Raw genomic sequence first — 20,734 nt, 5'->3', positions numbered from 1 at the left:
TCCCCCAAAAGACCTGACCTGTCGGTCCGGCCATGAATGATCCTGCCGATCTCCTCAAGAAGTGGCAACCAAAATTACCGCCCCGCAAAAGTGAACAACGGGTATTCCAAATTCTCTTTTATTTTCCTTCCAAGGGGCGCCCAAGTACCCGTCACACCGGTTTCCTGCCGCGGACGACGGCCGCGCGCATCAGCAGGGGTCCGGCCAGGGAGCCCGCGATGCCCGCGATGAGGACGATCAGCAGCACCCAGCGGACGGCGCCGAGAATCGCCTGGGGGGTGGTGCCGCCGGTCTGGGCGACGTTGCTGACGGGGGGCGAGGCGGCGGGTCCGCCGGTGGAGCCCTTGGTCGTACCGGCCGCGGGGGCCGACGACGACGGGGACGCGGGCGGTGCGCCGCCCGGACCCGGTCCCCCGCCGGTCGCTCCGTGGCCGGCGTCGCCGCCCGTACCGCCGCCGGTCGTTCCCGTACCGCCGGAGCCGGAGCCGGAACCGCCGTTGGAGGACGTGTCACCCGGTCCCGTGGCCGGCGGCACACCGGCGATCAGCGCGGACGCGGCCGTGAGGGCCTGTTCGCGCAGGGTGGCGGTCAGGGGTGCGTAGCCGAGCGGCAGCAGGCCGAAGCCGATGCCCTGTCGCTGGCCGGAGCCCGCCGCGTACCGGATCAGCGCGGCGTAGGTCTTGCGGTCGGCGGCGTCCAGCGAGGTGGAGGCGGCGGCGTACGTGACGGTGGTGAGCGGGTAGGCGCCCGGTGTCTTCGCGGAGGGGTCCGCGTCCAGGACGCCCGGGGCCTTGCCCGCCTTCATCCCGTTCACCGCCCTGGTCATCGAGTCGACCGTCGGGGCGACGAACTGGCCGTCGGCGTTGAGGAGTTCGGCGGTGCCGAGCCGGTAGCGGGCGGCGCTGGCCGCGTCCGTCAGGCCCATGATGAAGTTCGAACCCGCGGGCTGCGTCTCGGCCTTCGTCAGCGCCGGGGGCGTGGACGTGGGGTTGAAGCCGGTGATGCCGCCGTTGTTGGCCTTGCGGACCGTCCTGGCGTCGTCGCTCAGACCGCTGCCGTACGGGTTCACGCCGACGGCCGTCAGCCGGATGTCGGGGAAGCGGCTGTCGGGCGCCCACACCGTCGGGTCCGGCTTGTCGAAGCCGGACGGCGGGGTGCTGACCGGTGCCAGTTCCAGGAAATACGGATTGATGACCGTGCCCCACGGGTCGGGTTTTCCGGAAAGGAAGTTGCGCGCGTCCGGGTCGGAGAGCAGCCATTTCCACAGCTGCCCCGCCGAATCGCTCGCGCCCTGCGGGACCCCGATACCGAATCCGCAGGAACTGCCCACGGGGTAGGGCACACCGGCGTTGAGCCGCGCGAATTCGGGGTCGCGCTCGATACCGAACGGGTTCTTCGCCGGAAGTCTGCCGCGCGGGAAGTCGTTGCCCGGCAGGTCGCACTGGTAGGACTCGGTGAGCATCTTCGCCACGAGCCGCGCGTTCAGCCGTATCCGGGGCACCTGTTGGGACGATCCGGCGACCTGGACGCTGTAGCCGATGACGAGTCCGGAGACCGCGACGGGCGCGTGGACGACCGGTGCCACGTCCGGCTGGGGCAGTACCGGGTTCTCGATGAAGGCGAGTCCGGCCGAGCCCGTGCCGGGGCTGGTGACCTGCGTACGGGAGAAGTCCTCGAGCTGCGGAACGTATCCGTAGGTGACCTTCTGCGAGGTGCACAGGGTCGGCGCCCAGGAGCTCATCGCCTCGAAGATCATCTCGGAGCCGATGGTGGGCTGTTCGTCCTGGCCGATCGGGCAGGGCGAGTCGGTCGGGGCGAAGTCGAGGCGGAACACGATGCGTTGGGCCCAGTTCCCCGCGGACAGCGGGGAGCTGATCAGTCCGTTGGGCGGCGGCGCTTCGGAGCCGTCGGGTTCGTGGGTGCCGCGGGGCACGACCACGAGCCAGCACGGCTCGGGCGCCTGACCGGTCCTCGCCACCGTGCCGCACCCCAGGATCGGCGAGGTGTCCGCGTCCTCCGCCTGGAAGATCGTCTGGCCGCTGCCGTCGACGCCGGTCGTGGCGAGGTCCTGCTCATTGGTCGCGTACTGCGTGAAGAACTGGTTGACGTCGGTCGAGCTGGCGCCCTTCACCGTGGTGAAGGGCACGGTGTGCTGCGCCGGCTCCAGCGGGTCCAGATTGCCCACGCTCCGCCCGGCGTTGAGCACGCCCGTGTTCGGCGGCGGGTTCCCGTACTCGCACTGCTCCGGGGTCGGGCCGGTCGCCGCGTCACCCCAGCACTGCATGAGCTGGAGGTAGTTGCCCGCGTTGTTGGGCGAGCTCTTCACCCCGCCCGCCCATGAGACCTTCAGTCCCTGCGTCCGCAGATTCCTCGTCTGCTCGACCGTCACCCTCAGGTGCGAGAAGTCGTCGTAGGGACCCTTGGTGCCGGGCTTGGTGACGGCGGAGCCGGTGTCCGTGCCGGTGTCCGCGTGGGCCTGTCCGCCGCCCGCCGACGGCGGCAGCAGGGTCAGGCCGACGGCGGCGAGCAGCGAGGTGAGGAGCGCGCCGAGGCGGACCGACAGGACGCGGCCTCGGGCGGCTCCGGGGTGGTTACGCGCGGCCATCACGCCTCCCGTTCCTGGTCAGCCGCCTGGCGAGGGTGGGCGGGGCGAGGACGACCAGCAGCAGCGCCAGGGCGGAGAGCCCCATGAGCCAGGTCCGCATGCCCCAGAAGGTCTCGTTGCCGACGCCGACGCTGGAGGCGACGATGTCCTGGTTGCCGCCGGTGCCACCGGAGTCGCCCGCGGGCAGTCCGGTGTCGGGGTCGACGCTCTGGCCGGTGCCGCCCGCGGCGGTCGTACCGCCGGTGGTGGCGCCGCTCGTACCGGCCGTGGTGCCGCCGGACGTGGTGCCCGTACCGCCGCTCGCGCCCGCCGTGGTGCCGGACGAGCCGCCGCCCGTACCGCCGGAACCGCCCTTGCTCCCACCGGAGTTGCCGCCGTTGGAGCCGCCGCCGGAGGCGGCGTTGGCCTGCGGCTTGACCGAGGTGGGCTGCCTGGACGCGCCGCCCGTGCCGTCGGAGCACTGCTGCGTGCCCTGCCGGTCGCACGCCTTGGGGAACGGCGCGTTCTTGGCCAGGGTGTTGGTGCCGTCGCTGGAGAAGGTCGGATTGTGGCAGCCCGCCAGATTGATGGTCTGGGCCTGCACACCGGGGACGCGTTTGAGCTGGTCGAATCCGGCCTGCACGAGGTTCTTCGGCAGCGGCGAGAAGCCCAACGGCTGTGCCTGCGACTGGCCTTGGCACAGGAAGTAGTAGCCGAACGCGCCGAGCGTTCTGCCCTTGTCCTCGGTCAGCGGCGAGTCCAGCGAGGTCGGCAGGATCATGTAGCTGTAGCTGGACAGCGGATACGTCCGCGCGTCCTGGTACGCGTAGACCTTGTCGAGGATCTGCGTCAGATACTGCGAGGAGTTCTCGTCCTGGTTGATCTGCGCCTGGGTCAGCGCCACGGCGACGTTGGAGGCGGTGGGCTCGGTGTAGTAGCCCTTGGCGTTGAGCACCTTGGCGACCGGGAAGCCGGTGGTGACCGCGTAGGAGTACTCGACGTAGGTGATGGCGCCCTCGGCGTAGTTCTGCCGGGTGTAGCCGGACACGCCGAGCGAGCCGGACTGGGCGATGAAGCCGGAGCCGGGGATCACCGGGTAGTACGACGTCAGGCCGCACGGGGTGGGCTTGTTGGCGCGCTTGCAGTAGTCGTTCCACACCGCGCCCTGCTGCTTGGACATCCACAGCGTGAACTGGGCGGTGGTGCCCGAGCCGTCGGAGCGCACCACCGGGATGATCTTGCGGGCCGGGAGGGTGAGGCCGGGGTTGTCGGCGGCGATCTGCCGGTCGGACCAGTTGGTGATCCGGCCGGTGAAGATCTTGGCGACCGTGCCGCCGCTCAGCCGCAGATTGGTGACCCGCTTGCCGCCGATCTTCAGGTTGTACATGAAGGCCGTGCCGCCCGCGACGATCGGCATGTACGCGTAGCCGCGCTTGGGCGGAGGTTCACGCACCCCGAACTCGGTCATGCCGTAAGGGATTTCGGACACGGCGAAGTCGACGGTGCCGTTGGTGAACTGCTGGCGGCCGTCGGACGAGCCGCTGCCCGTGTAGTCGACGGTCATCCCGTACTTCTTGACGCTCGCCCGCCACTGGTCGACGGCGTTCTGGCTCCAGGTCGAGCCGGCGCCGCTGATCCTCGCGTACGAGTCGGCCTTGGCCGGCGGTGCCTGGCCGAGGAACAGCAGCGAGACCAGCAGCGCGGCCATCGCCCCCGCTGCCGCCCTCGCCGCCCTCGCCGCCCTGAGGCCCGTCCAGCCGATCCTCTTCACGATCCGTCAACTCCCTGTGCAGGTTGGATTGTTGTCGTGCGGAAGGCCGGGGCGGCCGACGCCGACGAGTAGCCGTCGCGCGCCGCGGCGCGCTCGGTGAAGCGGCGCGTGTCCCGGCGGGAGGCGACGACCCTGCGGTGGGTGCCGCGCCTGCTCAACTGGCCCGCGTCGCGCCCGCCGAGGACCCGGGCGAGCGCGAAGAGCACCAGGACGAGCACCAGCAGCACCGACGCCGCGCCGAACCCGCGCGCGATCATGGTGGGTTGGGGGGACTTCACGAACTCGAAGGTCGCGAGCGGCAGCGACACCATCGGGTTCTGCGAGGGGTCGTAGTTGGTGCTCGCGCCGAAGCCCGCCGTCAGCAGGACGGGAGAGGTCTCGCCGATGCCGCGGGCGGTGCCGAGGATGACCGCGGTGGTCAGCCCCGACCGGGCGGTGGGCAGCACCACATGCCATACGGTCCGCCAGCGCGGCGACCCCAGCGCGTACGACGCCTCGCGCAGGGTGCCGGGCACCAGGCGGATCACCACGTCGGAGGCGCGGATGATGATCGGCAGCATCATCACGGAGATGGCCAGCGACGCCGCGAAGCCCGACTTGGGGACGTTCAGCGCGAGGATCACGGTGGCGTAGATGAACAGACCGGCCACGATCGACGGCAGCGCGGTCATCGCCTCGACGACCGTACGGACGAAACGCGCGTAGCGTCCGGGCACTTCGTTGAGGAACACCGCGCACAGCAGTCCCGCCGGGACGGTGAGGACCAGGGCGATGCCGATCTCGATCAGCGTGCCGACCACGGCGTGCTTGATGCCGCCCGCGCTCAGCGGGTCGAGCGGCCCGGTGACGGACATGTCCCGGGTGAAGAAGTTCAGGTGCGGTATCGCCCTGCGGCCGGACCACAGCGTGTAGGCGACGACGAACAGCAGCGCGACCAGCAGCAGCACCGCGATGCTGTGGACCACGGCGGAGGCGATCTTGTCGCGCACCACCGGGCCGTCCTCGTCGAAGGAGACCAGCAGCGCGTACAACGCGATGAACAGCGCGTACCAGAAGACGACGAAGCCGAGGGCCCCGCTGAAGGGGGCGATCCTGGCGAAGAACAGCCAGGTGAGGGAGAGGGAGGCGGCTGCCGAGCCGAGCAGTCCGAGCAGGTCGGTCTGGCGGACGGTGGAGGTGGAGCGCCGGCGTTCCGCTGCCGCGGGGGGCGGGCCGGGGATGACGGTGCCGGTGCCGGGGGCCTTCGTGGCCGGGTGCGCCGGGGCGGTGGCGGGCGCCGTGGGATCGCCGGCGTCCAGCTCTACGGTGTCCGGCCCGGCCGTACCCGTCCCGGCTCCGGCGGTGGCGGTCCCGGCGGATTCCGGCGCCGTGGTGACGGAGTCCGGTGCGTCCGTGGTCATACGAGGGGGTCTCCTGGTTCCGCCGATCGCTCGGCCTACGGCGTGCGTGCGGCTGACGGATGCGGGCTGACGGCTGCGGGCTGACGGTGGGGCGGCGGCTCAGCGGCTCGGCTACTGGGCGGCTACTCGGCGGTGGCGCCGGACCGGCTGCGGGCGACGATCGACGAAGCGGCGAAGTTGACCACCAGCGTCATGAGGAAGAGGGCCAGACCCGCGGCCATCAGCGCGGACATGCCCAGCGGGCTGGCCTCGCCGTACCGCAGCGCGATCAGCGACGAGACGGAGCTGGTGCCGCTCTGGAGGATGTGCGGCTGGATGACGAAGATCGGCGAGATGACCAGGTAGACGCCGATGGTCTCGCCGAGCGCGCGGCCCAGGCCGAGCATGGTGCCGCCGATCATGCCGCCCATGCCGTACGGCAGGACGACCGAGCGGATCATGCCCCAGCGGGTCGCGCCCAGCGCGTACGCGCCCTCCCGCTCCCCCACCGGGGCCTGCGAGAACACCTCGCGGATGATCGAGCAGATGATCGGGGTGACCATCATGGCCACGACGATTCCGGCGACGAAGGTGGACGCGGTGTAGACGGTCGCGGTGGCGAGCGGGTCGTGCGGGTCGGCGCCGTCCACGTGGAAGAGCGGGATCCAGCCGAAGTACGTCGACAGCCAGCGGGCCAGGCCGATCACCTTGCCCTGGAGGAAGAACAGCCCCCACAGGCCGTAGACCACCGACGGCACGGCGGCCATCAGGTCCACGGTGCTGACCAGCGTGCGGCGCAGCCTGGCGGGGGCGTACTCCGAGATGTACAGCGCCGTGCCGATCGCCATCGGCACCGCGATGACGATGGCGACCGCCGCGATCAGCACCGTGCCGATGATGACGGCCGCGATGCCGAAGTGCCCGGCGTCCGGGTCCCATTCGGCGGTGGTCAGGAACGCCGGAACGCCCACCTTGCGCAGCGCCTGCCACGCCCGGTACAGCAGGAATCCGCCGACCAGCAGCATCACGACGAGCACCAGGCTGCCGCCGCCGCGCGCCACTGCCCTGAACACCCGGTCGGGCAGCCCCGAGTCGGCGTGCAGCCGCCGGGCGCTGTCGGCTCCGGGCCCGTCACCCTGGTCCGGCTCGCCGGTTCTCGCCAGTGTTCGCATCGTCACGCATTGACGCTCATGGTCCGCGATGGCCGCATTCGCAAGCCGATGTGAACGACAGCACCCGTAGGGGCAACTTCGGTTTCCGTACGGAATCACGTGGGCCGTACAGCCGTACGGGCCGGGGGGCGGCGGGCGGGTCGGGTCGGGTCGGGGCGCGGGGCGGACGCGGGGCGCGGGGGCCGGCCGGGCGGGCGGGGAAACACGGCGGCCACGTCCCGCCGCGCGTCGGCGCGGCACGGAACGTGGCCGTTGAGGTTCTTCGGTCAGCTCGCGTCGTCCCAGGGCACGGATTCGGCGGCGCCGAGCCCGAGCAGTGTCAGACGGAACCGGTCGTACGCGGCCTGGCACGTCGAGTGCCGCTCGTACGCCCGCGCCGACACGGCCTGCACACGACCCTCACTGTCCCGTAACCGCCAGATCCATCCATTGGACTCGGCGGCGTGCTGTACTCCGCCCGCCAGTCCCTCCGCGCTCTCGCACAGCCCCTCGAAGGACGCCCTGCACGCGGCGTCGTCCGGATACGCGTTCGCCCCGAGAGCGATCACCCGGCCGTTGTTCGCCGTCAGTCGCCACGAGTGCCACCCGTTCTCGTCGATGTCGATCTGACACCGTGTCCCCACCACACTGGCCCCACCGATCTCTCCTGCCATCTGCCGCAACCCCACCCCTGATGACCTCTTTGTCGCCCCACGTCGAGGAAGGCCGCACGCGCGGTAGATCGTGCGGCACGGGCAATGTATGTGGCCTCAGATAATTGAGGGTTGTCTCACAGGTTGCCCACGGCATCCTTCACCGCGAAGTTGCCCCTTGTTCACGGACGGTCGCTAGGGGTGACATGCGCAGGGCGCGCAGGGCGCGCAGGGCGCGCAGGGCGGCGCGGGGGCCTCGGGGGCCTCCGCAGGGCTCAGGGGGCCTCGGGGGGCCTCGGGGGAAAGGTCAGCCGCCGATGGCGAGGAGGACGACGAGGACGACGAAGCCGGCGACGGCCGGGGCGATGACCTCGTAGGCCCAGCGGATCTCGGGCTTCGGGGGCTCGGAGCCGTCGTCGGCGCCGTGCCGCTCCTTGAGCTCGCGCAGTTCGTGGATGGCCTGGTCGGAGGGCGAACGGTAGGCGCCGTCGTCGTCGACCGGGAGGCCGGGGCGCGGCTTGCGGCGCGGGGGCGCGCCGAAGGGGTCGTCGCCCGCCGCCTTGGCGCGCATCTGCTGCTTGGTCGCGCGCTTGCGCGCGCGCAGCGAGACCGGGATCGCCCAGATCTGGTACTTCTTGCCGCCCGCGAACAGCTCGTTCGAGAACGACGCGCGCAGCGACTCGACGCCGGCCCACGCCACCGAGATCGTCCTGAACGGGTTGCGGACCTTGAGCCGCTGCTCGCCCGCGTAGACGGCGGGCCGCAAGGTGAACGCCACGATCAGCGGGATCGCCAGCAGCAGTGAGGCCAGCGCCAGCCACGGCGCGTGTCCCTTGCCGTGCACCACGGCGTCGCCGCCCAGCCACAGCGCGAGCACCAGCAGCAGCACACCGGCGCACAGTCCGGCCACCGAGCGGTAGACCCGGTCGGGGTACTGCGGTGTCCCGCCTGCCGGGTCGGGCGTGGTGGCCTGCGCGGCCGGGCGGTTGTGGTGGCTCGTCATAATCCCCGATTCTGCCCCACCGAGCCGCCGCCCTCGGCCCCAGCCCTGTTGCGTTCCCGCATCTTTCCCCCAAACCCGCACTTCCCGCCGCTCGCGCGGGGAACCGCGCGAGCAACCCACCACCGGCCGGTGACCGGAAAACAACCGGGCTGCCCCGCCGGGACCGGTGGCGACCTGCGGGAGCGCTCCAACTGACCGCACAGTCCCCCGCGCCCCCCAAAAAGATCGGCCCGCCGCCCATGCGAAAGGGGCCCGCCCCGCCAGGCGCGCGGGGAACTGCGCGAGCAACCCACCACTGGCCGGTGGTCGGGAACAACCGGGGTGCCCCGCCGGGGCCGGTCGTGACCTGCGGGAGCGCCGTGGCTGGCCGCGCAGTTCCCCGCGCCCCCAAAAAGACCGGCCCGCCCCCCATGCGAAAGCGGGCCCGCCCCGCCAGGGGCGCGGGGAACCGCGCGCGCAACCCCCACCGGCCGGTAGCCGGGAAACAACCGGGGTGCCCCGCCGGGGGCCGCTGGCGACCTAAGCGGAGCGCCCACGCGGCGGCAGCCGCAGATCGGACACAGCCCCGCGCCCCCCAAAAGATCGCCCCGCCGCCCAAGGCGGAGAAGGGTTCAGAGGGGAGCCCCGGGAGATCGGGGGCCGTCGAGGGTGGGGGAACCCTCGCCCGGAGGGGGGTGGCGGGTTGCTACGCGCGTAGATATGCTGAGGTGGTGACCATGTCTTCGCCGCCGCCTACGCCGGTAGTCCCCGCCTATGATCCCGATGCCGCGCGCCGTACGGCGACGATGTCGGATGTGACCGCTTCGGACAGCGCCCTGCGCCGCTTCCTGCACGGACTGCCGGGGGTGGACGCGGTGGGCCTGGAAGGACGGGCGGCGTCGCTCGGCACACGGTCGATCAAGACGACGGCGAAGGCGTACGCCATCGACCTGGCGATCTCGATGATCGACCTGACGACGCTGGAGGGCGCGGACACGCACGGCAAGGTCCGGGCGCTGTGCGCGAAGGGCGTGCGTCCTGACCCGACCGACCGCACGACCCCGAAGGTCGCGGCGATCTGCGTGTACCCCGACATGGTGGCGACGGCCAAAGAGGCCCTGGGCGACTCCGGCGTGCACGTCGCCTCGGTGGCGACGGCCTTCCCGGCCGGCCGGGTAGCGCGCGACGTGAAGCTGGCCGACACCGCCGACGCGGTCGCGGCCGGCGCGGACGAGATCGACATGGTGATCGACCGCGGCGCGTTCCTGTCCGGCCGCTACATGGACGTCTTCGAGGAGATCCGCGCCGTCAAGGAGGCGTGCGCCCGCCCCGACGGCGAGAGCGCCGCCCACCTGAAGGTGATCTTCGAGAACGGCGAGCTGGCGACGTACGACAACATCCGCCGCTGCTCCTGGCTGGCGATGCTGGCGGGCGCGGACTTCATCAAGACCTCGACCGGCAAGGTCGCGGTCAACGCGACCCCCGCGAACACCCTGCTCATGCTGGAAGCGGTCCGCGACTTCCGCGCGGCCGTCGGCGTACAGGTCGGAGTGAAGCCCGCGGGCGGCATCAGGACCTCCAAGGACGCCGTGAAGTACCTGGTGATGGTCAACGAGACGCTCGGCGACGACTGGCTGTCCCCCGACTGGTTCCGCTTCGGCGCCTCCAGCCTGCTCAACGATCTGCTGATGCAGCGTCAAAAGCTCAGCACCGGCCGGTACTCCGGTCCCGATTACGTGACGGTGGACTGAAAACCATGACCGACCAGAGCACCGACCAGAGCACCGGCCAGAGCACCGGCCAGCCCGGCGTGCGGCCCGGCCGGAATCCCGGCCAGCGACCCGGCCAGAAATTCGCGTACGCGCCCGCGCCCGAGTCGCGGTCCGTCGTCGACATCGCGCCTTCCTACGGCCTGTTCATCGACGGCGAGTTCACCGCCGCCGCCGACGGCACCGTCTTCAAGTCCGTCTCGCCGTCCAGCGAGGAAGTCCTCGCCGAGGTCGCGCGCGCGGGCGAGGCGGACGTGGACCGCGCGGTGAAGGCGGCCCGCAAGGCGTTCGAGAAGTGGTCCGCGCTGCCGGGCGCCGAGCGCGGCAAGTACCTCTTCAGGATCGCCCGCATCATCCAGGAGCGCTCCCGCGAACTGGCGGTGCTGGAGTCGCTGGACAACGGCAAGCCGATCCGCGAGACCCGCGACGTCGACCTCCCGCTGGTCGCCGCGCACTTCTTCTACTACGCGGGCTGGGCCGACAAGCTGGCGTACGCGGGCTACGGCCCCGACCCGCGCCCGCTCGGCGTGGCCGGCCAGGTCATCCCGTGGAACTTCCCGCTGCTGATGCTGGCCTGGAAGATCGCCCCGGCGCTGGCCGCGGGCAACACGGTGGTGCTCAAGCCCGCCGAGACCACCCCGCTGTCCGCGCTGTTCTTCGCCGACGTCTGCCGCCAGGCGGGCCTCCCGCGCGGTGTCGTCAACATCCTGACGGGGTACGGGGACGCGGGCGCGGCCCTGGTCGCGCACGAGGGCGTGGACAAGGTCGCCTTCACCGGCTCCACCGGGGTCGGCAAGGCCATCGCCCGTACGGTCGCGGGCACGGACAAGAAGGTCACGCTGGAGTTGGGCGGCAAGGCGGCGAACATCGTCTTCGACGACGCCCCGGTCGACCAGGCCGTCGAGGGCATCGTCAACGGCATCTTCTTCAACCAGGGCCATGTCTGCTGCGCGGGCTCCCGGCTGCTGGTCCAGGAGTCGGTGCAGGACGAGGTGCTCGACGCGCTCAAGCGGCGGATGGCGACGCTGCGGGTCGGCGACCCGCTGGACAAGAACACCGACATCGGCGCGATCAACTCGGCCGAGCAGTTGGCCCGGATCACCGCGCTGGCGCAGGCCGGTGAGGAGGAGGGCGCCGAGCGCTGGGCCCCGGCGTGCGAACTGCCCGACGCCGGTTACTGGTTCGCCCCGACGCTGTTCACCGGCGTCACCCAGGCGCACCGCATCGCCCGCGAGGAGATCTTCGGCCCGGTCCTGTCGGTGCTGACCTTCCGCACCCCGGCCGAGGCGGTCGAGAAGGCCAACAACACCCCGTACGGCCTGTCCGCGGGCATCTGGACCGAGAAGGGCTCGCGCATCCTGTCGATGGCGAACAAGCTCCGGGCCGGTGTGGTGTGGGCGAATACGTTCAACAAGTTCGATCCGGCCTCCCCCTTCGGCGGCTACAAGGAGTCCGGTTACGGCCGCGAGGGCGGTCGGCACGGCCTGGAGGGGTACCTCGATGTCTGACGTCCGCGACGCTCGGCTGAGCGTGTTCAAGACCTACAAGCTGTACGTCGGGGGCAAGTTCCCCCGCAGTGAGAGCGGTCGGGTGTACGAGGTGACGGACTCCAAGGGCGGCGCCTGGCTGGCCAACGCGCCGCAGGCGTCCCGCAAGGACGCGCGGGACGCGGTGGTCGCCGCCCGCAAGGCCGTGTCCGGCTGGTCGGGCGCGACCGCGTACAACCGCGGGCAGGTGCTGTACCGCGTCGCGGAGATGCTGGAGGGGCGGCGCGAGCAGTTCGTCCGCGAGGTCGCGGAGGCCGAGGGGCTCTCCAAGACGAAGGCCGGGGCCGCCGTCGACGCCGCCGTCGACCGCTGGGTCTGGTACGCGGGCTGGACCGACAAGATCGCCCAGGTGGTAGGGGGCGCCAACCAGGTGGCCGGTCCTTACTTCAACCTCTCGACGCCCGAGCCGACCGGTGTGGTCGCCGTCCTGGCTCCCCAGGACTCGTCCTTCCTCGGCCTCGTCTCGGTCCTCGCCCCGGTGATCGCCACGGGCAACACCGCCGTGGTCGTCGCCTCCGAGCGCTCGCCGCTGCCCGCGCTCTCCCTCGGCGAAGTCCTCGCCACCTCCGACGTGCCGGGCGGCGTCGTCAACATCCTCTCCGGCCGCACCTCCGAGATCGCCGCGCCCCTCGCCGCCCACCAGGACGTCAACGGCCTCGACCTCACCGGCGCCGACGCGGACCTCGCCGCCGAGTTGGAGCGGGGCGCGGCCGACAACTTGAAGCGGGTGCGCCGTCCGGCGCCGGAGGACTGGGGGACGGACCCCGGTCTCCCCCGCCTCACCGCGTGGCTCGAGACCAAAACCGTCTGGCACCCCATCGGCGCCTGACGGGTCCCCCGTAGGGGCGCGAGGAACTGCGCGACAAGCCACGACGTGCGTGCACGTCACCACCCGCCCCAGAGGGGCAGATCGGTGGTCTCCGGACCACCGGCCGGTGGGGGCGGGCCGCGCAGTTCCCCGCGCCCCTGAAAAATCGGCCTGCCGTCCCCGGCAAAGGAACCGCTCAGTGCGGGAGGAGTCCCGTGACAGGCCCCACCAGGGGAAGCGTGCCGAGGGAGCCCCCGTTGGTGATCGGAGCGGTCACGGCGGAGGTGGAGACGGGGTGGAAATCGGCGACCTGGGAGCCGACGGCGTTGTCGAGCGGGTCGACACCGGTGTTGCTCAACGGATCGATCGTGAGGTCGCGGACGGGGGCGACGCCCGCACCGAGTGCGCCGGTGACGTACTGGGTGGGGAGCGCGGAGGTGACGTCGGACGTCGGGAGGGCGTCGGTGGCGCTCTGGGCCGCCGCGAGGGGATCGGCGGCGGCGACACCGGCCGGTACGACGACGGCGGCCGCGGCGGCGGTGAGGGTCAGGGCGAGGGCGGTACGGAGCGAGGGCATGGACCGGTTCCTGTCGACGGGAGTCTTCCTGGCGCAGCGTAACGCAATGACCGCGCAGGGTAGTTGTCCTACGGCGGGTCGTCCCCCGGCCGGGGATACGGGACAATTGTTCTCCGTGAGTTCATCCCCGGTGTCGCTTCGCTCCCGTGTGATCCTGCTGACCGGCCCCTCGGGGTCCGGCAAATCGTCCCTCGCCACCCGTGCCGGACTGCCGGTGCTGGCCCTCGACGACTTCTACAAGGCGTGCGACGACCCGACGCTGCCCGCCCTGCCCAGCGGCGCGGGCACCGACTGGGACGCCCCGGGTTCGTGGAACGCGGACGCGGCGCTCGCGGCCGTGGCCGCGCTCTGCGCGGACGGCGCCGCCGACACCCCGGTCTACGACATCGCGACGAGTTCGGTCACCGGCCGTACCCGCCTCGACCTCGGCGGAGCGCCCGTCTTCGTCGCCGAAGGCATCTTCGCCGCCGAGATCGCCGGGCGCTGCCGGGAGCTGGGGCTGCTCGCGGACGCGCTGTGCCTGCGCGGACGCCCGACGACGACGGCGCGTCGGCGTTTCGTACGGGATCTGCGCGAGGCGCGGAAGTCGGTGCCGTTCCTGGTCCGCAGGGGCTGGAACCTCATGCGCGCGGAACGCGCGATCGTGGCCCGTCAGACCGCTCTCGGCTGCCACCCCTGCGGCCGTGACGAGGCGCTGGAACGTATCGCCGCGGCCGTCACCCCCGCGCCCCCGCTGCCCCGCGTCCCGGCCGAGGCGTGACGCCGTAGCGCTATAAAGCCGTAGAGCTGTAGAGCTGTAAAGCCGTAGAGCTGTACGGCAGCGGACGTACGACAGGGCCGGACGGCATTCCCCTGGCCGTCCGACCCTGCTCCCCCGTACCCCCCGGTACCCCCCGTTTCCCCCCTGCTCCCCCGTGTCCCCCCGACCGGCCCCCGTACCGGCGTGTGGAAATCCTTGGCCTTGAGCTGGGCCTCGGACGGCCCTCAGGCGACCAGTTCGCCGAAGGCGTCCTCCTCGTCGCGGCCGAAGCTCAGGGCCTCGTCGTCGCGCATGCGGCGCAGGGAGCGCCAGATGCTGCTCTTGACGGTGCCGACGCTGATCCCGAGGATGTCGGCGATCTCGGGGTCGGTGCGGCCCTCGTAGTAGCGGAGCACGAGCATGGTGCGCTGCTGCTCGGGCAGCCGGGCGAGCGCCTGCCACAGGACGGCGCGCAGTTCGGTGCCGCCCATCTCGTCGGTGTCGCCGACCGTCTCGGGCAGCTCCTCCGTCGGGTACTCGCTGAGCTTGCGCCGCCGCCAGGCGCTGATGTGCAGATTGGTCATGGTGCGCCGCAGGTAGCCGCCGACGGCCGCCTTGTCGCTGATCCGGTCCCAGGCCCGGTAGGTGGAGAACAGGGCGCTCTGGAGCAGGTCCTCGGCCGCGAAGCGGTCCCCGGTGAGGTGGTACGCGGTCGCGTAGAGCGACGCGCGGCGCTCCTGGACGTAGGCGGTGAAGGCCGCTTCGGCCTCGGCCCGCGCCGGGGTGCGGGCGGCGGCGCCGTCGAAGGTGCCGGACGGCTGGTCGGCGGTGGTCGCGGACGGTACGGGCTTCGCCTGGTGCTCGGCGCCGCTGTCGACCGCCGCCATGAACGGCGGGCGGTGCCGGGCGCTCGTCGGGTACGAGGTGCCGCGTCCGGCGCCGCGGACGTACCCCCGTCCGTTCGCGGCGCCGGACTTCTCCGTGGTGCGGACGGCGCAGGTCCCCGTGGAGTGCGCCGAGTGCGTGTGCGTCGCATGAACCGCGGTGTCGGTGGTGATGTGCAGTGTGTTCATGTCCCGCCCCCGTCGTTGGAACCTGATGCGTGGTCTTCGGCGTCGCATCCGGTACGGCGTGCGCTCTTCCGATGTGACAACAGACTGCCGGGCCAGTTTCATGACGCTGTCCGCCGAGTGTCACAGGCCCGTCACAGAGGCCGCGCGCCGCGTGACCGGCCGGTCGGCCCGGGTGCGGCACCGCCGGTCAGCAGGTCACGAGCAGGTCACGCGGACAGGGTCATGTCAGGGCGGAAGGTCCCCGCACTTCATGCGGACGCCGTCGTTAGGCAACAATGACCGGCGTGCCTTTCCTGTTGCTTATCGAGGATGACGACGCCATCCGTACGGGCCTCGAACTCGGCCTGTCCCGTCAGGGTCACCGCGTGGTGGCCGCTGCGACGGGCGAGGACGGCCTGAAGCTGCTCAAGGAGCAGCGCCCCGACCTGATCGTGCTGGACGTGATGCTGCCGGGGATCGACGGGTTCGAGGTGTGCCGGCGCATCCGCCGTACCGACCAGCTCCCGATCATCCTGCTCACCGCGCGCAGCGACGACATCGACGTGGTGGTGGGGCTGGAGTCCGGGGCCGACGACTACGTGATCAAGCCGGTGCAGCCGCGGGTGCTCGACGCCCGCATCCGGGCGGTGCTGCGGCGCGGCGAGCGGGACAGCACCGACTCCGCGGCCTTCGGCGCGATCGTCATCGACCGCAGTGCCATGACGGTGACGAAGGACGGCGAGGACCTTCAGCTCACGCCGACCGAGCTGCGCCTGCTGCTCGAACTGAGCCGCAGGCCGGGACAGGCGCTGTCCCGGCAGCAGTTGCTGCGTCTGGTGTGGGAGCACGACTACCTCGGTGACTCGCGTCTCGTCGACGCGTGTGTGCAGCGGCTGCGCGCCAAGATCGAGGACGTGCCGTCGTCACCGACCCTGATCCGTACGGTCAGAGGCGTGGGCTACCGCCTGGACACGCCCCAGTGACATCGCGGTTCGGCGACGGGCACGGCGGGCACGGCGGGCAGGAACGGCACGACCGGCAGGATCGGCACGACGACCCCTCCGAGAGCGGCCCGACCGACAACGGCCCTTCGGACGACGGCGGTTCCGACGGCACCGCCACCGGCACCGGCACCGGCTCCGCCACCGGCCAGGAACGCGACCGGGGCTGGAACTGGTCGCCCGGCATGGTGCGTTGGACGAGTCTGCGGCTGCGCCTGGTCGCGGTCTTCGCGGCCGTCGCGCTCACGGCCGCCGTCTCCGTCTCCGGCATCGCGTACTGGCTCAACCGCGACGCGGTGCTGACCCGCGCGCAGAACAGCGCGCTGAACGACTTCCGTGACTCCTTGCAGCGCAACGCGGCCTCGCTGCCGGTCTCACCGACCTGCGAGTCGCTGAACACCGCGGCGGGCCGGATCGGCGGACCCGACACATACCAGGTGGTGCTGATCGACACGACGCGGGACAACGCGCCGTGCGCCGCGCCCTCCAACCGGGACGTGTTCACGCTGGACGACGTGCCCGCGCAGTTGCAGCGGGCGGTCAACACCCCGGACGCCAAGGACCACAACCGCTACCACCTGCGGTGGATGCGCATCTCGTTGCAGGGCCGCCCGTATCTGGTAGCGGGCGCGCGGATCAACGACGACGGCGCGACCGGCTACATGCTCAAGTCGCTGGACGCGGAGCGCAAGGACCTCAACTCCCTCGCCTGGTCGCTGGGGATCGCGACCCTGCTCGCTCTGGTGGGCGCCGCGCTGCTCGCCCAGGCGGCGGGCTCGACCGTCCTGCGTCCGGTGCGGCGGCTCGGTGAGGCGGCGCAGCGGCTCGGCGAAGGCCACCTGGACACCCGGCTGAAGGTGTCGGGCACCGACGAACTCGCCGAGATGTCACGGACGTTCAACAGCGCGGCCGAGGCGCTGGAGAGCCGCGTCGAGGAGTTGAGCGCGCGGGAGGCGGCCAGCCGCCGCTTCGTGGCCGACATGTCGCACGAGTTGCGCACCCCGCTGACGGCCATCACGGCGGTCACCGATGTGCTGGAGGACGAGGCGGAGGCGCTGGACCCGATGATCGCCCCGGCGGTACGGCTGGTGGTCAGCGAGACGCGGCGGCTGAACGAGTTGGTGGAGACGTTGATGGAGGTCACCCGCTTCGACGCGGGCACCGCGAAGCTGCGGGTCGACGAGGTCGACGTCGCGGACATGGTGATGGCCTGCATGGACGCCAGGGCGTGGGTCGACTCGGTCGAACTGGACGCGCCGCGCGGCCTGCTGGCCACCCTGGACCCGCGACGGCTGGATGTGATCATGGCGAATCTGATCGGGAACGCGCTCAAGCACGGCGGTTCCCCGGTCCGGGTCAGCCTGCGCAGGGAGGGGGGCGCGGACGGCGACGTCGTCATCGCGGTCTCCGACCACGGCCCCGGCATCCCCGAGGACGTACTCCCGCATGTCTTCGACCGCTTCTACAAGGCGGACGCCTCGCGCGCCCGCTCCGAGGGCAGCGGTCTCGGCCTGTCGATCGCGATGGAGAACGCGCACATCCACGGCGGCGACATCACGGCGGCCAACTCCCCGGACGGCGGCGCGGTCTTCACGCTGCGGCTGCCGGTCAGGCCGCGCACCGACGAGGACGAGGACGACGTGGACGGCGACGGGGGCGCGAACGGCTCGGGCGCCACGGGCACGTCGCAGGGGCCCGGCGGTGACGCGCGATGAGACACCGCCCGACGAAATACCGCCCGACGAGACACCGCCCGACGAGATACGGCCCGACGAGATACGGCCTGATGAACCACCGCTCGATGAGACGCCGCCCGATGAGCCTCGGCCGGATGAGACATGCGCCACACAAGGTGCTGGCCGTCGTCCTGCTCGCCGCGCTGCCGCTGATCGGCGGCTGCGGCATCCGGTCGACCACGGTCCCGGTGGACGCGGGGCCCGCGCCGTCACGGGTGTCGTGCGCGGTGCCGCGCGACGGCAAGGCGCCGGAGACGGACACCGTCGTACGCCAGGTGTATCTGGTGTGCAGCATGCAGACCACGCCGGTCAAGCGGAATGTGACGCTGCGGCCGGGCAGGATCGACCGGCTGACGCAGGTCAGGGAGCTGGTCGCGCAGTTGCAGCGCAGCCCGCTGTCGGCCGAGGCGCAGGCCGGTTTCTCCACCGAGGTGCCGGGCAGCCTGGAGATCCTGGGGCCGTTCAAGGGCGATCCCGAGAACGCGCTGCGGCTGAACCAGCCGGTGGACGAGCTGCCGTCGTTCGCGCTCGCGCAGATCGTCTGCACGCTCGTCGACGACCCGTCGGTCACCGGCGACGGCGGTGTGGTGCTCGGCGGCGACGACCCCGACAGCAAGCCGCGCCGCTACGCCTGCACGCCCGACCTGCGGACCCGCCCGGACGCCGCGGACAGCGCGGGAACCGCGGTGGGGTGAAGCCGCGTCTTGGAGGGCGTGCGGCACGAAGGCTCCAGTTTCAGGGTGCGCGCGGCCGGGCTGCTGCTCACCGCCGCGTACCTCGCTTTCGTCGCCTGGCTGCTGCTGCGTCCGCATTACGTGGCGTGGGTGCCCGCGCCGAATCTGCGGCCGTTCGGCACGATCCGCGCCGACCTGGCGATGAGCGCGGGCGAGGCGGCCCGGCGGATCGCCGAGGGCCTGGGGCTGCTCGCGCCGCTGGGCGTGCTGCTGCCGATGGCCGGCGGCCGGGTCCGCACCTCGGGCTTCGCGTCCTTCGCGCGGACGGTCTTCGCCTCGCTGATGGTGTCGCTGACCCTGGAGTTCCTTCAGACGATGGTGCCGGGCCAGCTCTTCGACGTGGACGCGCTGCTGCTCAACACGGCGGGCGTGGCGCTGGCGCACCTCCTGGTGGTGCCGCCCGCGCGGCGCGCGCTGCGCAGGCGCGAGGCACGCAAGCGGGCCGCGCCCCCTGCCGAGGATCGCTCGGCGGGGGCGCGGCCCGTGGGGGTCTGACCGGTCGGCCGACGTACCGAGGCGGTACGCGCGGAGGCGGTACGTACTCCGGCCGGTGCCTGCCTGCTTGCTCCGTGCCGACGTGCGTACGTGGAGACGCGCCGACGTGTCCGCGGCCTACTTGCCGGTGAGGCCGCCGACCGGGAGGCCGCCGAGGAGGCCGTTCGCCGGGCTGACCTGGTTGCCGGAGGGCAGCAGCTTGCCCGGGTTGCCGGGGAGCGCGGAGGTGCCGTTGGTCAGCGCCTGCTGCGCGCCGTTGGCGCTGTCGGCGGCGCCGGGCAGGAGCTTGGCGGCGGTGCCGACCGGAGTCCCGTCGAGCACGGTGGGCGAACCGGCGTGGCCGAGCAGCGAACCGGCCTGGTCGGTGATCGGCAGGGCCGGGAGGGAGGCCGCGGAGGCGGTGCCCGCCGCGGCGGCGGCGAAGGCGAGGCCGAGCACGGTGGTGGCGAGGGTCTTCTGGGTACGGGTCTGCATGACTTCGGAACGTAGTCAGATGTTGACCGGCCGTGCAAACGGCGTGGCGCGGCCGTCACCCCTCGGGCCGGCCGCGCCGTGAAGGTGTTCCGTCAGCCCTCGTCGGGCACGGAATCGCTGGCCAGGGTCGGTGCGGCGGCCGACTGCCGGAACAGCCACTCGGCCTTCAGCTCCGCGTACCCCGGCTTGATCACCTCATTGATCATGGCCAGACGTTCATCGAAAGGGATGAACGCTGATTTCATCGCATTGACGGTAAACCACTGCATGTCATCGAGGGTGTAGTCGAACGCCTCCACGAGGTGCTCGAACTCCTGACTCATGCTGGTGCCGGACATCAGCCGGTTGTCGGTGTTCACGGTGACCCGGAAGTGCAGCCGCCGCAGCAGACCGATCGGGTGCTCGGCGTACGAGCTGGCCGCGCCGGTCTGGAGGTTGGAGGTGGGGCACATCTCCAGCGGCACGCGCTTGTCGCGCACGTACGACGCCAGGCGGCCGAGCTTGACCTGGTCGCCGCGCCCGTCGGAGGAGATGTCGTCGATGATCCGCACGCCGTGCCCGAGCCGGTCGGCGCCGCACCACTGGAGCGCCTGCCAGATGGACGGCAGGCCGAACGCCTCGCCCGCGTGGATCGTGAAGTGGTTGTTCTCGCGCTTCAGGTACTCGAAGGCGTCCAGGTGCCGGGTGGGCGGGTAACCGGCCTCGGCGCCCGCGATGTCGAAGCCGACGACGCCCAGGTCCCGGTAGCGGTTGGCCAGTTCGGCGATCTCCTGGGAGCGGGCGGCGTGCCGCATCGCGGTCAGCAGCGCGCCGACGCGAATGCGGTGGCCGTCCTCGCGCGCCCGGCGCTCGCCTTCCCTGAAGCCCTCGTTGACCGCCTCGACGACCTCTTCGAGGGTCAGGCCGCGCTCCAGGTGCTGCTCGGGCGCGTACCGGATCTCGGCGTAGACCACGCCGTCGGCCGCCAGGTCCTGCGCGCACTCGGCGGCGACCCGTACCAGCGCGTCCCGCGTCTGCATCACGGCGCAGGTGTGCGCGAACGTCTCCAGATACCGCTCCAGCGAACCGGAGTCGGCGGCCTCGCGGAACCACGCGCCGAGCTTGTCCGGATCGGTCTCGGGCAGCGCGTCGTAACCGGTCGCGCGCGCGATGTCCACGATCGTGCCGGGGCGCAGTCCGCCGTCGAGGTGGTCGTGGAGCAGCGCCTTGGGGGCGCGGCGGATCTGTTCCGGGGTGGGAGTGCTCGGTTTGGGGTTCTGCATGCTCAAACGATAGCCCCTAC

The 20,734-nt window shown here is 71.6% G+C and carries 18 protein-coding genes; 8 read left to right on the top strand and 10 right to left on the bottom strand.

All coding sequences use genetic code 11. The features are described 5' to 3' along the window. Positions 1 to 151 precede the first annotated feature (151 nt). The 6 genes from ABZX65_RS11730 to ABZX65_RS11705 form a co-directional block, all read right to left on the bottom strand. Positions 152 to 2,605, bottom strand: coding sequence for a hypothetical protein (locus ABZX65_RS11730; protein ID WP_355336914.1), 2,454 nt, complete (start codon positions 2,603 to 2,605; stop codon positions 152 to 154). Further along, positions 2,592 to 4,355, bottom strand: coding sequence for a phosphate ABC transporter substrate-binding protein PstS (locus tag ABZX65_RS11725; RefSeq protein ID WP_355336913.1), 1,764 nt, complete (start codon positions 4,353 to 4,355; stop codon positions 2,592 to 2,594). Before ABZX65_RS11725 ends, ABZX65_RS11730 begins: the two co-directional genes overlap by 14 nt. Continuing rightward, positions 4,352 to 5,755: a phosphate ABC transporter permease PstA gene (pstA, locus tag ABZX65_RS11720; RefSeq protein ID WP_355336912.1), complete on the bottom strand. Its 1,404-nt coding sequence runs from the start codon at positions 5,753 to 5,755 to the stop codon at positions 4,352 to 4,354. Before pstA ends, ABZX65_RS11725 begins: the two co-directional genes overlap by 4 nt. A 122-nt stretch (positions 5,756 to 5,877) precedes the next feature. Beyond that, positions 5,878 to 6,906, bottom strand: coding sequence for a phosphate ABC transporter permease subunit PstC (gene pstC / locus ABZX65_RS11715; protein ID WP_355337214.1), 1,029 nt, complete (start codon positions 6,904 to 6,906; stop codon positions 5,878 to 5,880). A gap of 266 nt (positions 6,907 to 7,172) precedes the next feature. After that, positions 7,173 to 7,559, bottom strand: coding sequence for a hypothetical protein (locus ABZX65_RS11710; RefSeq protein ID WP_355336911.1), 387 nt, complete (start codon positions 7,557 to 7,559; stop codon positions 7,173 to 7,175). 286 nt (positions 7,560 to 7,845) lie between these two features. Beyond that, positions 7,846 to 8,541, bottom strand: coding sequence for a PH domain-containing protein (locus ABZX65_RS11705; protein WP_355336910.1), 696 nt, complete (start codon positions 8,539 to 8,541; stop codon positions 7,846 to 7,848). A gap of 785 nt (positions 8,542 to 9,326) precedes the next feature. Between ABZX65_RS11705 and deoC the strand changes: the two genes are divergently transcribed. The 3 genes from deoC to ABZX65_RS11690 are packed head-to-tail and all read left to right on the top strand — an operon-like array spanning position 9,327 to position 12,665. After that, positions 9,327 to 10,271 carry a deoxyribose-phosphate aldolase gene (deoC, locus tag ABZX65_RS11700; RefSeq protein ID WP_355336909.1) on the top strand — a complete coding sequence of 315 codons (945 nt, stop codon included), beginning with the start codon at positions 9,327 to 9,329 and terminating at the stop codon, positions 10,269 to 10,271. Positions 10,272 to 10,276: 5 nt separating this feature from the next. Next, positions 10,277 to 11,797 carry an aldehyde dehydrogenase family protein gene (locus ABZX65_RS11695; protein ID WP_355336908.1) on the top strand — a complete coding sequence of 507 codons (1,521 nt, stop codon included), beginning with the start codon at positions 10,277 to 10,279 and terminating at the stop codon, positions 11,795 to 11,797. Beyond that, the gene (locus ABZX65_RS11690; protein WP_355336907.1) at positions 11,790 to 12,665 is read left to right on the top strand and encodes an aldehyde dehydrogenase family protein; all 876 of its coding nucleotides are present in this window, start codon (positions 11,790 to 11,792) and stop codon (positions 12,663 to 12,665) included. Before ABZX65_RS11695 ends, ABZX65_RS11690 begins: the two co-directional genes overlap by 8 nt. A gap of 175 nt (positions 12,666 to 12,840) precedes the next feature. Here the strand turns inward: ABZX65_RS11690 and ABZX65_RS11685 are convergent, their stop codons facing one another. Next, on the bottom strand, positions 12,841 to 13,221 hold the full coding sequence (locus ABZX65_RS11685) for a hypothetical protein (protein WP_355336906.1): 381 nt from the start codon (positions 13,219 to 13,221) through the stop codon (positions 12,841 to 12,843). A gap of 106 nt (positions 13,222 to 13,327) precedes the next feature. Here ABZX65_RS11685 and ABZX65_RS11680 point away from each other — a divergent pair, with 106 nt between their 5' ends. Further along, positions 13,328 to 13,981: an ATP-binding protein gene (locus ABZX65_RS11680; protein ID WP_355336905.1), complete on the top strand. Its 654-nt coding sequence runs from the start codon at positions 13,328 to 13,330 to the stop codon at positions 13,979 to 13,981. Positions 13,982 to 14,205: 224 nt separating this feature from the next. On the opposite strand, the gene ABZX65_RS11675 is transcribed toward ABZX65_RS11680, so the two are convergent. Continuing rightward, a complete protein-coding gene (locus tag ABZX65_RS11675) occupies positions 14,206 to 15,033 on the bottom strand; it encodes a SigE family RNA polymerase sigma factor (RefSeq protein ID WP_355336904.1) in 828 nt (275 codons plus the stop codon). Positions 15,034 to 15,317: 284 nt separating this feature from the next. Here ABZX65_RS11675 and ABZX65_RS11670 point away from each other — a divergent pair, with 284 nt between their 5' ends. From ABZX65_RS11670 to ABZX65_RS11655, 4 genes are all read left to right on the top strand, one after another. Further along, the gene (locus ABZX65_RS11670) at positions 15,318 to 15,995 is read left to right on the top strand and encodes a response regulator transcription factor (RefSeq protein ID WP_188279231.1); all 678 of its coding nucleotides are present in this window, start codon (positions 15,318 to 15,320) and stop codon (positions 15,993 to 15,995) included. A 203-nt stretch (positions 15,996 to 16,198) separates the two neighbouring features. After that, entirely contained in the window at positions 16,199 to 17,728 is a 1,530-nt protein-coding gene (locus ABZX65_RS11665; protein ID WP_355337212.1) for a HAMP domain-containing sensor histidine kinase, read from the top strand. 116 nt (positions 17,729 to 17,844) lie between these two features. Next, positions 17,845 to 18,444 carry a hypothetical protein gene (locus tag ABZX65_RS11660; protein WP_355336903.1) on the top strand — a complete coding sequence of 200 codons (600 nt, stop codon included), beginning with the start codon at positions 17,845 to 17,847 and terminating at the stop codon, positions 18,442 to 18,444. 45 nt (positions 18,445 to 18,489) lie between these two features. After that, positions 18,490 to 18,978 (top strand): VanZ family protein, encoded by a 489-nt coding sequence (locus tag ABZX65_RS11655; protein ID WP_355336902.1) that lies wholly within the window; start codon positions 18,490 to 18,492, stop codon positions 18,976 to 18,978. Between the two features lie 117 nt (positions 18,979 to 19,095). Here the strand turns inward: ABZX65_RS11655 and ABZX65_RS11650 are convergent, their stop codons facing one another. Beyond that, positions 19,096 to 19,452, bottom strand: coding sequence for an ATP-binding protein (locus ABZX65_RS11650; protein ID WP_355336901.1), 357 nt, complete (start codon positions 19,450 to 19,452; stop codon positions 19,096 to 19,098). Positions 19,453 to 19,544: 92 nt separating this feature from the next. After that, complete coding sequence (locus ABZX65_RS11645; RefSeq protein ID WP_355336900.1) at positions 19,545 to 20,714, bottom strand: adenosine deaminase; 1,170 nt, start codon at positions 20,712 to 20,714, stop codon at positions 19,545 to 19,547. Positions 20,715 to 20,734 lie beyond the last annotated feature (20 nt).

Source organism: Streptomyces sp. NPDC003300 (assembly GCF_040610915.1).
GTDB lineage: Bacteria > Actinomycetota > Actinomycetes > Streptomycetales > Streptomycetaceae > Actinacidiphila.
The sequence above is the reverse complement of the archived record's forward strand: the minus strand, read 5'-3'. Positions and strand labels throughout refer to the sequence as shown.

What these genes read in the sequence shown, in the direction of transcription:
- ABZX65_RS11695 (WP_355336908.1), top strand. Translation starts at nt 10,277, where the DNA reads ATGACCGACCAGAGCACCGACCAGAGCACCGGCCAGAGCACCGGCCAG.
- ABZX65_RS11660 (WP_355336903.1), top strand. Translation starts at nt 17,845, where the DNA reads ATGAGACATGCGCCACACAAGGTGCTGGCCGTCGTCCTGCTCGCCGCG.
- ABZX65_RS11690 (WP_355336907.1), top strand. Translation starts at nt 11,790, where the DNA reads ATGTCTGACGTCCGCGACGCTCGGCTGAGCGTGTTCAAGACCTACAAG.
- ABZX65_RS11645 (WP_355336900.1), bottom strand. Translation starts at nt 20,714, where the DNA reads ATGCAGAACCCCAAACCGAGCACTCCCACCCCGGAACAGATCCGCCGC.
- pstC (WP_355337214.1), bottom strand. Translation starts at nt 6,906, where the DNA reads ATGCGAACACTGGCGAGAACCGGCGAGCCGGACCAGGGTGACGGGCCC.
- deoC (WP_355336909.1), top strand. Translation starts at nt 9,327, where the DNA reads ATGTCGGATGTGACCGCTTCGGACAGCGCCCTGCGCCGCTTCCTGCAC.
- ABZX65_RS11685 (WP_355336906.1), bottom strand. Translation starts at nt 13,221, where the DNA reads ATGCCCTCGCTCCGTACCGCCCTCGCCCTGACCCTCACCGCCGCCGCG.
- ABZX65_RS11650 (WP_355336901.1), bottom strand. Translation starts at nt 19,452, where the DNA reads ATGCAGACCCGTACCCAGAAGACCCTCGCCACCACCGTGCTCGGCCTC.
- pstA (WP_355336912.1), bottom strand. Translation starts at nt 5,755, where the DNA reads ATGACCACGGACGCACCGGACTCCGTCACCACGGCGCCGGAATCCGCC.
- ABZX65_RS11705 (WP_355336910.1), bottom strand. Translation starts at nt 8,541, where the DNA reads ATGACGAGCCACCACAACCGCCCGGCCGCGCAGGCCACCACGCCCGAC.
- ABZX65_RS11675 (WP_355336904.1), bottom strand. Translation starts at nt 15,033, where the DNA reads ATGAACACACTGCACATCACCACCGACACCGCGGTTCATGCGACGCAC.
- ABZX65_RS11665 (WP_355337212.1), top strand. Translation starts at nt 16,199, where the DNA reads ATGGTGCGTTGGACGAGTCTGCGGCTGCGCCTGGTCGCGGTCTTCGCG.
- ABZX65_RS11710 (WP_355336911.1), bottom strand. Translation starts at nt 7,559, where the DNA reads ATGGCAGGAGAGATCGGTGGGGCCAGTGTGGTGGGGACACGGTGTCAG.
- ABZX65_RS11730 (WP_355336914.1), bottom strand. Translation starts at nt 2,605, where the DNA reads ATGGCCGCGCGTAACCACCCCGGAGCCGCCCGAGGCCGCGTCCTGTCG.